Origin of the sequence: Bacillus sp. UMB0893 (genome assembly GCF_002858905.1) — a bacterium.
In the GTDB taxonomy this organism is placed as follows: domain Bacteria; phylum Bacillota; class Bacilli; order Bacillales; family Bacillaceae; genus Bacillus_P.
This window is the reverse complement of record NZ_PKLB01000001.1, coordinates 720,889-735,918: the sequence shown is the minus strand read 5'-3', so window position 1 is coordinate 735,918 and position 15,030 is coordinate 720,889. Positions and strand designations below refer to the sequence as shown.

14 protein-coding genes and 1 riboswitch are annotated in these 15,030 nt (G+C 38.7%); of the genes, 5 read left to right on the top strand and 9 right to left on the bottom strand.

All coding sequences use genetic code 11. From position 1 onward, the window contains the following. Positions 1-2 precede the first annotated feature (2 nt). Together rnjA and CYJ36_RS23545 are read left to right on the top strand one after the other, a co-directional pair. Positions 3-1,670: a ribonuclease J1 gene (rnjA, locus tag CYJ36_RS03730; RefSeq protein ID WP_101564912.1), complete on the top strand. Its 1,668-nt coding sequence runs from the start codon at positions 3-5 to the stop codon at positions 1,668-1,670. 216 nt (positions 1,671-1,886) lie between these two features. Further along, on the top strand, positions 1,887-2,039 hold the full coding sequence (locus CYJ36_RS23545; RefSeq protein WP_180850064.1) for a hypothetical protein: 153 nt from the start codon (positions 1,887-1,889) through the stop codon (positions 2,037-2,039). 66 nt (positions 2,040-2,105) lie between these two features. Here the strand turns inward: CYJ36_RS23545 and ade are convergent, their stop codons facing one another. From ade to CYJ36_RS03695, 8 genes are all read right to left on the bottom strand, one after another. Then, positions 2,106-3,836 (bottom strand): adenine deaminase, encoded by a 1,731-nt coding sequence (ade, locus tag CYJ36_RS03725; protein WP_101564911.1) that lies wholly within the window; start codon positions 3,834-3,836, stop codon positions 2,106-2,108. A gap of 65 nt (positions 3,837-3,901) precedes the next feature. After that, positions 3,902-4,003, bottom strand: a riboswitch (purine riboswitch). Between the two features lie 244 nt (positions 4,004-4,247). Continuing rightward, positions 4,248-4,421: a putative holin-like toxin gene (locus tag CYJ36_RS23540; RefSeq protein WP_180850062.1), complete on the bottom strand. Its 174-nt coding sequence runs from the start codon at positions 4,419-4,421 to the stop codon at positions 4,248-4,250. Between the two features lie 385 nt (positions 4,422-4,806). After that, positions 4,807-5,469 (bottom strand): potassium channel family protein, encoded by a 663-nt coding sequence (locus CYJ36_RS03720; protein WP_101564909.1) that lies wholly within the window; start codon positions 5,467-5,469, stop codon positions 4,807-4,809. 74 nt (positions 5,470-5,543) lie between these two features. Next, the gene (locus tag CYJ36_RS03715) at positions 5,544-6,557 is read right to left on the bottom strand and encodes a cytochrome d ubiquinol oxidase subunit II (protein WP_101564907.1); all 1,014 of its coding nucleotides are present in this window, start codon (positions 6,555-6,557) and stop codon (positions 5,544-5,546) included. A gap of 15 nt (positions 6,558-6,572) precedes the next feature. Next, positions 6,573-7,928 (bottom strand): cytochrome ubiquinol oxidase subunit I, encoded by a 1,356-nt coding sequence (locus CYJ36_RS03710; protein ID WP_101564905.1) that lies wholly within the window; start codon positions 7,926-7,928, stop codon positions 6,573-6,575. Between the two features lie 101 nt (positions 7,929-8,029). Next, entirely contained in the window at positions 8,030-8,890 is an 861-nt protein-coding gene (locus tag CYJ36_RS03705) for a gamma-glutamylcyclotransferase (RefSeq protein WP_101564903.1), read from the bottom strand. A 13-nt stretch (positions 8,891-8,903) separates the two neighbouring features. Further along, positions 8,904-10,211 (bottom strand): ATP-binding protein, encoded by a 1,308-nt coding sequence (locus CYJ36_RS03700; protein WP_101564902.1) that lies wholly within the window; start codon positions 10,209-10,211, stop codon positions 8,904-8,906. Positions 10,212-10,311: 100 nt separating this feature from the next. Next, on the bottom strand, positions 10,312-10,758 hold the full coding sequence (locus CYJ36_RS03695) for a DUF6884 domain-containing protein (RefSeq protein WP_101564900.1): 447 nt from the start codon (positions 10,756-10,758) through the stop codon (positions 10,312-10,314). A gap of 299 nt (positions 10,759-11,057) precedes the next feature. Between CYJ36_RS03695 and CYJ36_RS03690 the strand changes: the two genes are divergently transcribed. Further along, positions 11,058-12,116 (top strand): AbrB family transcriptional regulator, encoded by a 1,059-nt coding sequence (locus CYJ36_RS03690; protein WP_101564898.1) that lies wholly within the window; start codon positions 11,058-11,060, stop codon positions 12,114-12,116. A 61-nt stretch (positions 12,117-12,177) separates the two neighbouring features. Here the strand turns inward: CYJ36_RS03690 and CYJ36_RS03685 are convergent, their stop codons facing one another. Beyond that, the gene (locus tag CYJ36_RS03685; RefSeq protein ID WP_101564896.1) at positions 12,178-12,687 is read right to left on the bottom strand and encodes an acyl-CoA thioesterase; all 510 of its coding nucleotides are present in this window, start codon (positions 12,685-12,687) and stop codon (positions 12,178-12,180) included. 159 nt (positions 12,688-12,846) lie between these two features. On the opposite strand from CYJ36_RS03685, the gene mreBH reads away from it, so the two are divergent. Then, positions 12,847-13,854 (top strand): rod-share determining protein MreBH, encoded by a 1,008-nt coding sequence (gene mreBH, locus CYJ36_RS03680; protein WP_101564894.1) that lies wholly within the window; start codon positions 12,847-12,849, stop codon positions 13,852-13,854. Between the two features lie 244 nt (positions 13,855-14,098). Next, complete coding sequence (locus CYJ36_RS03675; RefSeq protein ID WP_101564892.1) at positions 14,099-14,992, top strand: VanW family protein; 894 nt, start codon at positions 14,099-14,101, stop codon at positions 14,990-14,992. Positions 14,993-15,030 lie beyond the last annotated feature (38 nt).

The following is a 15,030-nucleotide window of genomic DNA, read 5'->3' as shown; positions in this document are numbered from 1 at the left end:
TTATGAAATTTGTTAAAAATGATCAAGTTGCGGTCTTCGCACTTGGTGGACTCGGAGAAATTGGAAAAAACACGTATGGAGTACAATTTCAAGATGAAATTATTATGATCGATGCCGGCATTAAATTCCCTGAAGAGGAATTGCTTGGAATTGACTACGTGATACCTGATTATACGTATTTAGTTAAAAATGAGGATAAAATTAAAGGTCTGTTCATCACTCACGGACATGAAGACCACATCGGCGGAATTCCTTATCTTTTAAAGCAAGTAAATGTACCGATTTACGGAGGGAAGCTTGCACTTGGCTTGATTCGCAACAAACTTGAAGAGCACGGTTTATTACGTCAGGCAAAACTTTATGAAATCAAAGAAGATGACATTATAAAGTTCAGAAAAACGTCTGTTACCTTCTTCAGAACAACACATAGCATTCCAGACTCTTATGGAGTGGTTGTTAAGACACCGCCAGGAAATATCGTACATACAGGAGATTTCAAGTTTGATTTCACTCCGGTAGGCGAGCCAGCTAACTTAACAAAGATGGCTGAAATCGGAAAAGAAGGCGTTTTATGCTTGCTTTCAGACAGCACAAACAGTGAAATTCCTCATTTCACAATGTCAGAACGCCGTGTAGGTGAAAGCATTCAAGAAATTTTCCGTAAAGTAGACGGCCGTGTTATTTTTGCTACTTTTGCTTCTAACATTCATAGACTTCAGCAAGTAGTTGAAGCAGCTGTACAGCATAACCGTAAAATTGCCGTATTCGGACGCAGTATGGAATCCGCCATTGCAATCGGACAAGATCTGGGATATATTCAATGTCCAAAAGAAACATTTGTTGAACCGCATGAAATTAACCGCTTGCCTGCAAACAAAGTTACCATCTTATGTACAGGCAGCCAGGGTGAACCAATGGCAGCTCTTTCAAGAATTGCAAACGGAACTCACCGTCAAATTCAAATCATCCCTGGAGATACGGTTGTATTTTCTTCTTCTCCGATTCCGGGTAACACGATCAGCGTCAGCCGCACAATCAACCAGCTTTACCGTGCAGGTGCTGATGTCATTCACGGTGCATTAAGCGATGTTCATACTTCAGGTCATGGCGGTCAGGAAGAACAAAAGTTAATGCTGCGACTTATGAAGCCTGAATATTTCATGCCGATACATGGTGAATACCGCATGCAGATCATGCATTCAAGACTTGCAAAGGATTGTGGCGTCGCTGAAGAAAACTGCTTCATCATGGATAACGGTGAAGTTCTTGCACTGAGCGACCGTGAAGTATCTGTTGCAGGCAAAATACCTTCTGGATCTGTCTATATTGACGGAAGCGGGATCGGCGATATCGGAAACATCGTATTGCGCGATCGCCGTATTCTTTCAGAAGAAGGCCTGGTAATTGTTGTAGTCAGCATAAACATGAAGGAATTCAAGATCTCAGCTGGTCCTGATATCATCTCACGCGGTTTTGTCTACATGAGAGAATCAGGAGACCTTATCAACGATGCTCAAGTTCTTATTACAAAACACTTAAATAAAGTGATGGAACGCCGTACTAGTCAGTGGTCTGAAATTAAAAATGAAATTACAGACACGCTGGCACCTTTCCTTTACGAAAAAACAAAACGCCGCCCGATGATATTACCTATCATAATGGAGGTGTAATTAAGAAAGCTGCCTTTTTGGCAGCTTTTTTTGTTTTTCATGTTGATTTGGTTTATATATAAATTTAGTTTGTATCCTTTCAAAGATTGTTGAAGTATATTGAAGATGTATATTATTTCATGTATAATAAATTTGTACTGACCGTTCAGTCATAGTTCACGTATATGATTGTATATTTTTGTCAAATTTTGGATGATAGAAAGGTAGTGCCTATTAATGATGAAGAAGCCGTCCTCTCTAGAAAAATTCGTGCAGCACCTTAAGGGTAAAGGTGTTAATGCAGATTTAATCAGCCCTGCTACAAAGAAAGTTGTTAAGCTCCTGCAGCTAGATGGCAAACAGACGAAACACTTTCCATTAGAACACTAATAGATGATCTTCTTAATGATCCTACATAAATAACCGGCCTATAAATAGGCCGGTTTGTTTTCTTATTTATTCATATTTCAGATGCTTAAAAGCATGAACATCAAAGATTCCCAAACACGTTATTTTCAGCTCAGGTATGACCGGAAGTCCAAGAAATGACAAAGTTAGAAATGGGTTAAAGTCAGAAGGGAGCCCAACCTCCTTTAAGGCATTATGAATGCCCGCAAGACTGCAAAGCACTTCCTCATACGGCTGTACAGACATTAATCCTGATATGGAGAGAGGCAGTACGGCAAGAATTTCACCTTCTGCTGCTATAGCTAAGCCGCCTGAAATTGAGTTTAGAGCAGAAATGGCAAGCTGGATATCAGCATCATTGGATCCAACTGCAATCAAGTTATGAGAATCATGTGATATCGTAGTAGCTAAAGCACCTTTTTTCAGCTGAAATCCTTTTACAATTCCTTTGCCGATTAAGCCTGTTCTTTTATGTCTTTCAACCATTATTAATTTCAAATGGTCCAAATCAGTTGACGGGATAAAAACACCTTTTTCTGTTCTTGTTTTTTCATAGATTTTTTTTGTAACCAGCTGATTAGGAATGACTTCTATAATTGGAACAGCATGATCATTATTTATAGGCAGGCTAAGATCTGAAGGATGAATCTCATCCAGATGGACTGTGTTCAATATGGCTTCTGGCGGATCAATTTTGCTTCTCTTTTCGTTTATCATTTTTCCGCCTTCAGAAATCAGTCTTCCAGCTTTGTATACCTGTTCAATCTTGAATTCCTCTAAGCTGCTCAAGATCAGCAAATCAGCTGCATATCCAGGTGCAATCGCCCCTTTGTTTTTTAATCCGTAGCATTCTGCAGCATTTAATGTTGCCATCTGAATTGCAATCATCGGATCAAGGTTATGTTTAACCGCGAGTCTGATATTATGATCAATGCTCCCTTCTTTCACTAAATCATCCAAATGCTTATCGTCTGTACAAAATAATAATCTTCTTGCATTTCTTTCATTTACGACACCGATCACATTAGGAAGATCCTTCGCAACCGACCCTTGACGAATTAAAACAAACATGCCGCGTTTGAGCCGTTCTTGTGCCTCTTCCACACTTGTTACTTCATGGTCTGTCATGATTCCCGCTGTCCGGTATACATTAACCATGTCCGCAGACAAACCTGCCATATGGCCATCAATGACGCTTGAAAATTGCTGCGCCAAATCCAGCTTATTTATCATACTCTCAGATGCTGCTTGAACCGCAACATAATCCATTACTTCTGCAAGACCAATCACACGTTTATGGTGGAAAAGCGGTTCTAAATCACTTGCTTCTAATTTAGCTCCCGCATGCTCAAAGCTTGTGGCTGGAACGCTTGAAGGCAGCATCACAAGCACGTCAAGCAATGCGCCTTCAGAACTGTCAAGCATATATTGAATACCTTTAACGCCAGAAACATTGGCAATTTCATGCGGATCTGTAATCACAGTTGTTACACCATGAGGTAAAATTACTTTTGCAAATTCATGCGGAGGAACCATCGATGATTCAATATGAACATGTCCGTCAATTAAGCCAGGACAAATAAACATCCCGTTTATATCTATCTCCTGTTCACCGTGAAATTCTCCAATTCCAACAATCATTCCATTCGTAACCGCAACGTCCCCTTTTACGATTTCTAAATTAAAGACATCGACAATTCTGGCATTTTTATAAACAACATCTGCTTTCTTCCGTTTTGTACTTACATCAATTGCGTCTATCAGTTCTTTTCGTTTCATTGCAAAGACCCCTCGCTTTCAATCATCAGGAGGAGTGCAATAAATAAAGACAAAGTTCTTTTGCCTCTTTTATAAACATTCCTCGTAGTCAAACTTTTTACGGCAGTTCGGTAGAAACTTTTGGACCATATTTCCAATATTATACGAGTTCATTTTATTTTTTTTAGTTGATTAGTAACATATAGTACTCGTCATAAACACAGCAGTCAATCTTTTTTAACGAAACGGCTGCACTTTTTATAAATTTCCAAAACTATGGTATTATAAATATAAAGAAGAATAACATAAAAATGACCGCAAGTGCAGCAACACTTACGGCCATGCATACATTCGGTCCCAGATGCTTGGGGTCGGCAATCTAATGAAACAATTAAAAAGAGACCTCACCCGCAAATGACAAAGTTGGGAGGTCTATTTTTTCTGGTCAAACGACAGAACGGCAATGATAAGCGTTGCAAATGAAATTGCAAATGATAAGCTCTCATATACTGTCACCAAGGCATCACCCCCTTTCTTTTTTTCAAAAAGAGAAGAGACAGGGGCTAGCCGACCACCCATTTGTTCACGAATGTATACATCTTCCATTATACCACAATCCATTAAGAACAAACGTTCCTTTATCACAAAAGCGCAGGAGACTTGGTCAGCTCGCGAAGAAAATAGGAATTGACCCGGGTTAAATGACGCACCTGAAAATCAAGTGTCATTTAACCGGAGAAGGCGCTTTTTGCCTTCTCCTGAACAATTGTCTTTTTCACAGTGAGCTAGGCGCCGAACCTTGCCGTAGATAACTTTATTTCATCATCCACAACTTGTTACCTTTTATAATTTCCTAAACGGCAAGAAAATCAGCAGTGCGAATTCATAAGCATTTCTTTTTTTCATTAAATTAGGTGCTTACGCTTGCCAAGATGCACACTAACCTTTTATTTTTGCAATATAAAAAAGACACATGAGTGTCTTTTTATATTTAAGCTTCTAATACTCTTTTTTCAAAGCGATCAATATCAGTATCTGCACCAATTACGATTAAAATATCTTCCTTATGAATCACTTCATCTGCTTGCGGGGAAACAAAAATTTCTTTTCCTCTTTTAATCGCCACGATGTTTATTCCATATTTAGCACGTATGTCAAGATCAATCAGCGTGTGGCCTGAAAGTTTGTTATTGACGACAATTTCAACGATGCTATGTTCATCAGAAAGTTCCAGATAATCAAGAACATTATTTGAAATTAGATTATGTGCGATTCTTCTCCCCATGTCTCTTTCTGGATGAACAATCCGATCGGCACCTATTTTAGATAATACTTTTTCATGATAATCGTTTTGGGCTTTTACAGTAATAAATTTCACTCCAAGTTCTTTTAACATCAGTGTTGTCAAAATACTTGATTGAATATTATCACCGATTGCGACGATAACATGATCAAAGTTACGAATTCCCAGGCTTTTTAATACAGCTTCGTCCGTTGAATCGCCAACCACAGCGTGGGAAGCAATATTGGCAAATTCATTTACTTTATCTTCATCAAGATCAATAGCCATCACTTCCATGCCTTCTTCACTTAACTCTCGGCAAATACTGCCCCCGAATCGTCCTAAACCAATTACTGCAAAATCTTTTTTCATATGTAAGCCCTCCAGCGATCATTCTATAAGCAGATTTTAACATACCAGCGACAATAGTAAAAATGATTTCAAGTTTACCTTTTCCCTTTAACGTAATCAGCATCAAATAAAAATAACCGCAAAAGCAATACTAGCGACGGGATCAGGAGCAGCAGCCCGGCAATAAAGACAACGACAAGTGTGATGCCCATTGTTTCATTCGTATATCCAGAGTAAATGGTAACAAATGGATTAAGAATATACGGCAAATGGGAAGCTCCATAACCAAAGAATGCAAAGAAGAATTGAAGCATGACCATTATAAATGCTGTTCCATATTTTTTACCAGTATAGATAAGCCAGACGGAAATCATAAAAAATAAAAGGGATAGTCCAAACATCCACCACATTTCAAGCGCTTGCTTGAAATGCCCCGGATTGTGCTGCTTCAATGAGAGAAAAACAAGGAAACTAGCCAATATAGTTGGCGGTGCCCAAAAGAGTGCAAACCTTCTAAGCAGCTCCAGTGCTTTGCTGTCTGAGGCACGATCCGCATAGTAGGTTAAAAAAGATGCACTTATGAAGAGTACAGACACGATTGCAAGAAAGACTACACTCCAGGAATAAAAGCTAGTAAATAATTCTTTTGTCAAAAAAACGACAGTGCCATTTCGTTCTTCTAAAAAGCCTCCTTCAGATATTGACAGGGCTGTTGATAACGAAGCAGGAATAAGAAGCCCCGTTGCTCCATATAAAAATGTATAGAAAAGACTGTCCTTTGCCCCATAATTCCCAAAAGCGTAAAAAGAACCCCGGATTGCGATTAATACTAGCGCAATGCTGCCGGGAACGAGCAAAGCTGTTCCATAATAATAAGCCGTTTGGGGAAAAAAGCCTACAATCCCGACAAAAAAGAAGACGAAAAATACATTGGTCACTTCCCAAACAGGTGATAAATAACGGCTTATCAGGTTATTTACGATATCATCCCGCTTTGTCATTTGGGCATAAAAAGCAAAAAAACCAGCTCCAAAGTCAATAGAGGCAACAATTAGGTATCCATATAGAAAAATCCACAGAACTGTCATGCCGATAATTGGAATGTCCATATCATTTTCCCCTTCCTATTTAAATCGGTACTCAAGCTCGGCTTCAGCCGGATTTTCTTTAAACATCCTCAATAGTACAATGATACATAGCGTCCCAAGAAGTGTGTACAAGCCGAAAAACAGCAGAAACATCAATCCTACATGATCTGAAGTTGTAGCTCCTTCAGCTACCTTCATATAACCTCTAAGAATCCATGGCTGCCGGCCGACTTCAGCAAATATCCACCCCGCCTCTATAGCAATCATTGAAAGCGGACCAGCAGCCACAATCGGCCATAGCAGCCATGATTGAAAACCATTCAAACTTCTTATTTTTCCAAACAATACAAATAGTAATGATATTCCGAGCCCATACATCCCAATCGTAATCATCGTATCAAACAAATAATGAATCCATAATGGCGGTCTCAAATCTTCTTCAATCTCATTTAGACCCGTTACTTCTGCATCTAAATCATTGAAGGAGAGAAAACTGAGCATCTTTGGAATACGAATCTCATTTTCAATTTCCCCTTCGTCATTTAATGTGCCATATAAAATCAAATCCGCACCGGCTTCTGTTTCAAAATGCCATTCACCAGCAGCAAGTTTCTCAGGCTGATGTTCTGCAAGAAATTTTGCCGAAAGATCCCCTGCAAGGGCAGTACCAAATGAAAATACAAGTGCAGACACCATCGTAACTTGAAGGGCTTTTTTATGGTAATCTGTTTTCCTCCCTTTAATAATCATAAGTGCCGTTATTGCTGCAAGCACAAATGCAGATGTCATATAAGAGGACATAAGGACATGAAAGACTTTTGAAGGTGCTGCAGGATTCAACATCGCAGCAATCGGGTCAATACCCGTAATGGTTCTGCCTTTTAGCGTAAAACCTTGCGGAGTGTTCATAAACGCATTTACAGTTGTAATGAATACCGCTGACATTGATGATCCTATGACGATTGGTATTGAAATAAGCCAGTGGTAAATCGGTTTTTCAAACCGGTCCCACGTATATAAATAGATACCCAGAAAGATTGCTTCAAAGAAAAAAGCGAACGTTTCCATAAAAAGCGGCAAGGATATAACCTGACCAGCAATTTCCATGAAACTTGGCCATAATAAGGATAACTGCAGTCCTATACAAGTTCCTGTTACAACACCTACTGCCACAGTTACTACAAATCCCCGAGTCCATCTTCTTGCAAGGAGAATATAGTGAGGATCTCTTTTCTTGATACCGATAAATTCTGCGATCGAAATTAAGACTGGTACTCCTACTCCTATCGTTGCAAAAATAATGTGAAACGCAAGGGTTAATGTCGTAAGCATCCGGCTGAGTATGACACTATCAAGTTCTGCCAATGAAATCGCATCTCCTTTTTGTATCATTATCTAATGAACCTAGCACACATAACTATATGAAAAAGCTTCATAACAAATTGTGAAATATTGAACAAATGTTCAAACAAAGAGAAAGCTATTCTCTGTTATCACGGTTTATAATAGGGGAGTCCTTCCATATAATCACGTATTTTCTGAATATACTCTGCACCAAGTCTTCCTTCTGCACCCCGCAGTATCTCAGCTGAATAATGGTCTGGCGGACGATATTCATCCTTTTTATGTATCACGGTAAACGTAAGGCATTGTTCATATATCATTCCATTCACTTCTATACTTACAAAGGCTGGACGATATAGTTTACTGTCAACTCCTTCTCGCAGGTAAAGGTATTCAACTGCTTCTCTTGGTACGCGATACAATATCCCTTCAGCACTTCCGCCATCTTCCACTAAATCGGCACGCCCCCCGTCTTCCATTGTAACGGTGAACTTAACAGAATAATTCTCTAGTTTTCCGCAGCCTACAACATCAATGAAGTGATGATCAACCGCAGCTTTTCGAAATCGCTCTGCATCCATGCAGGATCCATATGCAAAATAAAGAGTTCCAGTGGATTTCTTCAATCCAAAATGATGCTCTTTCCAGTCACCGCTAATAATTTCCTGCTTGTTTTCTACTTTCTCTGGAGTCATGACATAACTAAATGCATCATATTCTTTTACATCTGTATAAACACGAACAGGAACAAAATCAAAGAGGTTGTCACTGGATTCTGGTCCGCTGCAGCCTTCTAGTTCATGTATTTTAAAGAGCAGTGCCTCATCAATCTCGTACAATTCACCATAAACCCTCTCATCTCCAAGAATCATTGCAGGATAGTCATGGCTTGTCTGATAAAGTCTTCCATTTACCCAAGCCTGCTGGGCGATGCAAAACTCATTTTTAATGAACCTATGATTTTTTTCCAAATAACGAAGTGTACCATAGACAAATAAATGGCATTTCATCTTCCCATTCTCCTTAAACAGGTTCTAGTAATGACCTATGATTCATTACAGGCAGCACAACCTCAAACGTTGTGCCTTCATCAGTATGGCTTGTAACATTGATGTGGCCATAGTGATCTTTAATGATTCTTAAACAAACAGTCAGCCCTAAACCAGTTCCTTTATCTTTTGTAGAAAAAAACGGTTCTCCAAGCTTTGATATTTTTTCTTTTGGTATTCCAATACCTTCATCCGTGATAGATACGATTACTGAACTGCCTTTTACGCAACAGCTTAATGTGATATTTCCCCCATTAGGCATGGCCTCAATCGCATTTTTTATTAAATTGATAAAAACTTGCTTTAATTGATTTTCATCGCAATCTACTAAAATTTCATCTTCCGGCAATTCTTTTACTAATTGAATATTATTTAATGTTGCGTTCGATTCAATCAAGGCCGCTACTTGGTCAAGAATAGTGATTACATTCTTTTCCTTAAAATGTATAGCCTGCGGTTTGGAAAGAACTAGCATTTCACTTAAAACAAGCTCAATTCTTTTAATTTCCTCAAAGATGATATTGAAATATGTATCTTTTTCAGGAAATTCATTTTTGATCAGCTGCAGAAACCCGTTGATAGATGTAAGCGGATTTCTGACCTCATGAGCAATCCCTGCAGCAAGCTGTCCTGCGATCGAGAGTTTCTGAGACTTTAATGCCAAATGCTCATTCAACTCCCTCCACTCTTGCTCAGCGAGTTTACGCTCTGTAATATCGTGTATGGTTCCGACAGTCCCAATTAAATATCCATCCTGATCGTAGTACATTTTAAAGTGCACATCTGCAAAAAATTCACCGCCGCTTTTTTTGCGATACGTTGTTTCCAGTCTGCCCTCTTGGCTTTTAGAATAGGTATAATCCATAAGCGTCGTTTTCACTTTTGACTTCTCTTCAAAAGGAAGATAGTGGTAAAAACTTGAATACAGGCTCTCAGCCCGTTTGTATCCAGTCACAGCCGTCCATGCAGGATTTAAATAAATAAAATTCCCTTCACCATCTGTCTGAAACACAACTTCCTGAATATTATCAAGGACCATTTTTGTCTCATCCAGAAGATTTTTGTACCGGCGCTGACTCTCGCTTAACTGTTTAATTAACAGTTTTGAACGATCAAAATAAGCCCCGAATTTCCAAACTACAGCCAAGATTATGATGTATAGAATACTGCGGAGCATCCAATGTATCGAATGGCTCACAAAATAATAATCATAGATATTCCAAATGAATAGAATAAATACAGCTAATGAAACAATCATAATTCGACCGGTATATTTGTTCATCGCAGCACCTTTTCATTATTATTCTATCTATTATTATAACACTTTATGAAGTTATCTGTATATTTCGACAATAAAGAATTAGAATAATAACTGAACTTTATTAAATTTCATGGTTTGCTAACAGTGCCTTTTTAAGCTTTTGCTGCATATATCCAATTCCAGTGCATGACTCAAGAGGATAAATATATTCTCCTTCAAAAATGGTTTCAATGATAGGTCTAAATTTCTTACCCCCTAAAACTACAAAACTTTTATATTGTGACAAGGATTTATCAGCTGATTGCATCTTTAATTGTTCAAGATTGATTACTTCATCTGATTTCATATTAAATGAAACATCATAATTACCTGGAACATAATCACTTGGCCTCAAAAAACCATGTTTAGCAGAAAGTATCACCCAATCATCAAAAAATACTCTTGCATATTGCTGACACAGCAAATGAAAGGTGCCAATATAAGCGAACTGCGCTTCGGCTTTACCAAGATGCGGTTCCTTATCCCAAATTTTTTTATTTCCGCAAGGTATTACACATAATCTTTTCATAATCCTTTCTCCCTTTCTTTTACATAGGCTGTTCTCGCATTGATTGTTGTTATTGGATATAAATATAACCCGTGGATTTCCGCTGCAGGCACTTGCTTTCCCCTCTATATCCAGCAGGAGTCAAGTGCCTTCCCCTACAATCCACTAAAGTTTTTACCATTTTTTCTAAAAGCAACAAGCTTTACGAAAAGAACCTTTACATATAAAGTGAAGCTGCCTGTTAATGAGGGGTTAAAAAGGAAACTTCCTTCCATTTCATGATAAACTAAAATAGTATTCAGATTAGGAGGACAGCCTCTATGAAGTATTCTTTCACTAAATTGTTGGAAACGTATATTGTCGCATTTTTAGGGGGCTTCCTTTTTTATACTTTCCAAGCGCCGCTTCCTTGGATATTAGGCTCTATGACAGCATTGATCCTTTGGCGATCTTTAACAAATCGGCAGCTTGAGTCTCCCGTTCTTTTAAGCAATTCAGGATTTGTTATTCTGGGCATTTATTTTGGTCTTTCTTTTACGGCTACGACGTTTACAACCGTGATTCCATATTTATTGCCTTTTTTGTTCATTACTCTCTTACTGATTACTTTTAGCATAATTAACAGTTTGCTTGTCACCCGTTTTATTGCGGTTGATAAAATTACAAGTGTTTTTGGTACTATACCAGGCGGGCTATCTGAAATGGTGGCAGCAGGAGAATCCGTTAAAGCTAATTCTTCATTAGTGGTCGTTTTTCAGACTGTGCGTTTAATGACAGTCGTTTTTCTCGTTCCATTTATTGTTGTGCATCTTTTTCAGCCTGCTGAAGCTGCTATTGCTTTGAATTCTCAATTGAACAAGAATGAGCTGTCATACTTCTACTATTTATGGTATTTCTTAAGTATACTAGCTGGGTATTTTTTACGGCATTATGTACCCGCTGCTTTTGTTATTGGACCTATGGCAATGACAGCCATATTGCAAATAACCGGAGTCCCTCTGCCTGGATTATCCCACTTTTTGATTGTATTTGCACAATTGACAGTTGGAACAAGCATCGGCTTAAAAATGACTCTGAAGGATTTGAAGATAGGGGGGAAATACTGTGGTGTCTATTTCGTATTAACATTGCTCCTTATTGGATTGTCCTTTGTGTTTGGCTATCTTCTATCGTCTTTAACAAGTCTGTCTATTCAAACAGCTGTTCTGAGTCTAGCTCCAGGCGGCTTAGTTGAGATGGTTCTCACAGCTGAATTAATTGGAGCCGATGCGGCAGTTGTAAGCTCGCTTCAATTTATCCGATTGCTGTTCATTCTTCTTTTTGTGCCAAGTCTTTTAAAATGGTGGTTTGGAAAAAGCAGCAAGGCGGCAGATTTTTAAAGAAACAGGGAACGGTGTCCCTGTTCCTTTTACACTTTGTCTTTTTTGCACATCTTAATCATCACCAAGGATAATCCGTTCCAAAAACAGCTGCCATATTCTCAGTATCCTCTTTGCGTTTTTTCCGAATAGAAGCGCGTTTTAATGCAGAATCATGCAGCATCTTTTCAACATCTGATTCTGGAACTACTTCCGGAACCGGGGTCGGTCTTGTGTGTTCATCAACAGCAACCATTGTTAAAAACGACAATGCACATACATTTCGGTTCCCGCTTATTAAATCTTCTGCAATAACCTTAACGAAGACTTCCATTGAAGTTCTTCCGGTATATGTAACAAAAGCCTCTAAGCAGACAGAATTCCCCTCATAAATGGGATGCAGAAAGTCCACAGAATCCGTCGAAGCGGTCACTACATGTGCTCTGGCATGTCTTGTAGCAGAGATTGCTGCTACATCATCAATATAAGCCATCAGCTTTCCGCCGAATAATGTGCCGTAATTATTCGTGTCCGAAGGCAATACGATGCTGGTTTTTACAACAAATGAATGCTTGCAGAATTTTAAATCCATTTATATGCACTTCCTTTTAAATGACTCTTTTTCTTTTTCCCTGTAAACCAGAAAAAATACATAATTAATAAAAATAAGATGCTCCTACCCCCATAAATCGACACCATTCGCAGAATCAATATTAAAGACTCGAAATCTATGAGGATTGGGTGAAGTTAAATGTTTTCTACTTCTGAAATTGGTATCGACTTAGGTACAGCTAATATTCTTGTCTACAGCAAGGATAAAGGTATCGTATTAAATGAACCGTCCGTTGTGGCGATTGATACAGTAACAAAGAATGTATTGGCCGTAGGAACGGAAGCTAAGAACATGATTGGTAAAACTCCAGGCAAAATTGTGGCAGTTCGTCCGCTAAAAGATGGGGTAATAGCTGATTATGATGTCACAACTGAAATGCTTAAGCAAATTATGAAAAAAGCTTCAAAAATATTAGGATTTTCGATTCGAAAACCTACTGTCGTCGTATGTACCCCATCAGGTGCAACTAGTGTAGAACGACGTGCGATTCATGATGCCGTCAAAAATTCTGGTGCTAAAATTGTCCACTTAATTGAGGAGCCTGTAGCTGCTGCGATTGGAGCAGATTTGCCTGTGGATGAACCTATTGCAAATGTTATTGTTGATATCGGGGGCGGAACTACAGAGGTTGCCATCATTTCATTTGGCGGTGTTGTTTCATGTCATTCTATCCGAATTGGCGGAGATCAGCTTGATGAAGATATTATTGGCTACGTTCGAAAAAATTACAACCTGCTAATAGGAGAACGTACGGCTGAAAATATAAAAATGGAAATTGGCTATGCACTTGTGAAACATGATGAATTATTAATGGAAGTAAGAGGACGTGATCTCGTTACAGGTCTTCCAAAAACCATAACGCTGTCATCTACTGAAATGCAGAATTCTATGAGAGAATCATTGCTTCATATTTTAGAAGCCATTCGCGCTACACTTGAAGACTGCCCTCCTGAGCTTAGCGGCGATATTGTCGATCGCGGCGTCATTTTAACAGGCGGAGGCGCCTTAATGAATGGCATGCAGGAATGGCTGAGCGAAGAAATTGTTGTCCCTGTTCATCTTGCACCAAGCCCGCTGGAATCTGTTGCAATAGGGACTGGAAGATCCCTTCAAGTCATTCATAAATTGCAAAAGGTTTCAAAATAAGATAGAAAGAGCCACATTCTGGTGTGGTTCTTTTTTTCGATAAAACAAGAACATTTGTTCTATTATTTTATTATTCTACTCCTTCAGGCCAAATAAATCAAGTATTTGAAAATAATTCTATTTTCCTCCAAAATATTGAAACTTTCCCCTTTCCTTTTCCGTCTTACCTGATGTATGATTCTCATAAAATATATTAATTTACTTATTACTGGGGGAGAACAACATTAAACGCTTGTTATTGTTCGTGTCAATTATTTTTGTCGTAAGCGGGTGCGGTTTAGGGGAGAAAGAACGGTTTATCATAGCAAATAATGCCGTGAGCGCAAAAGCTGTTTCTGCAAAAGAAATAGCTTTCAATCAAGAATTCGCTTTAATTGACAGCAGAGATGGCAGTAAAGTTACAACTTTTATTCCAAGTAATTATAAGGAAAAAGACAAACACGAAGCAGCAATGCAAACTCTGGTTACGCAAATGGCTGAAAAATATGATCAGCCGATGACACCTTCAAAAGTCACAGCTGACGGCAAGCTTGTGCCTGGCCAAAACCGTGTCGTTTTAGATGAAGAAGCTCTCATGAATAACCTGATGAATCTCTCAGCGTTTAATCATGAAATATCCTTGCCAATTACTGAAACAGCTCCAAACATCACACAAGAAGCCTTAAACGGAGCAAAACAATCAATTATCGGGAGCTATAAAACGGTTTTTAATCCTTCAGTTGCAGGAAGAAGCACAAACATAGAACTTTCTTCAAATACAATTGATCAGATTGTTTTAGGACCAGGGGACCGATTTTATTTCAATTTAGTTGTTGGTGAGCGAACACCGGCACGCGGTTATCAAAAAGCACTTGAAATCGTAAATAAAGAGTTTGTTGAAGGAATCGGCGGAGGAATTTGCCAAACCTCAAGCACTCTGTATAACGCTGTTGCCAAGGCGGGTCTTGAGATTATTGAGCTTCATCACCACTCAAAAGAGGTTGGTTATGTTCCGTTAAATCAGGATGCAACTGTATCATGGGGAGGAAAAGATTTTAAATTCATGAACAATAAGGACTATCCAGTCATTATAAAAACCATTACAGATCAAAAAAATGGAAATCTGGAAGTTCAAATATTATCTGCTACTAAAAGCTGATTTTTGGGTGATAAAAGGCTAAGACAATACGTCTTAGC

Bases quoted from the DNA above. Each gene is read 5' to 3' on its own strand.
- rnjA (WP_101564912.1), top strand. From the start codon at position 3: ATGAAATTTGTTAAAAATGATCAAGTTGCGGTCTTCGCACTTGGTGGA.
- CYJ36_RS23545 (WP_180850064.1), top strand. From the start codon at position 1,887: ATGATGAAGAAGCCGTCCTCTCTAGAAAAATTCGTGCAGCACCTTAAG.
- ade (WP_101564911.1), bottom strand. From the start codon at position 3,836: ATGAAACGAAAAGAACTGATAGACGCAATTGATGTAAGTACAAAACGG.
- CYJ36_RS23540 (WP_180850062.1), bottom strand. From the start codon at position 4,421: ATGGAAGATGTATACATTCGTGAACAAATGGGTGGTCGGCTAGCCCCT.
- CYJ36_RS03720 (WP_101564909.1), bottom strand. From the start codon at position 5,469: ATGAAAAAAGATTTTGCAGTAATTGGTTTAGGACGATTCGGGGGCAGT.
- CYJ36_RS03715 (WP_101564907.1), bottom strand. From the start codon at position 6,557: ATGGACATTCCAATTATCGGCATGACAGTTCTGTGGATTTTTCTATAT.
- CYJ36_RS03710 (WP_101564905.1), bottom strand. From the start codon at position 7,928: ATGATACAAAAAGGAGATGCGATTTCATTGGCAGAACTTGATAGTGTC.
- CYJ36_RS03705 (WP_101564903.1), bottom strand. From the start codon at position 8,890: ATGAAATGCCATTTATTTGTCTATGGTACACTTCGTTATTTGGAAAAA.
- CYJ36_RS03700 (WP_101564902.1), bottom strand. From the start codon at position 10,211: ATGAACAAATATACCGGTCGAATTATGATTGTTTCATTAGCTGTATTT.
- CYJ36_RS03695 (WP_101564900.1), bottom strand. From the start codon at position 10,758: ATGAAAAGATTATGTGTAATACCTTGCGGAAATAAAAAAATTTGGGAT.
- CYJ36_RS03690 (WP_101564898.1), top strand. From the start codon at position 11,058: ATGAAGTATTCTTTCACTAAATTGTTGGAAACGTATATTGTCGCATTT.
- CYJ36_RS03685 (WP_101564896.1), bottom strand. From the start codon at position 12,687: ATGGATTTAAAATTCTGCAAGCATTCATTTGTTGTAAAAACCAGCATC.
- mreBH (WP_101564894.1), top strand. From the start codon at position 12,847: ATGTTTTCTACTTCTGAAATTGGTATCGACTTAGGTACAGCTAATATT.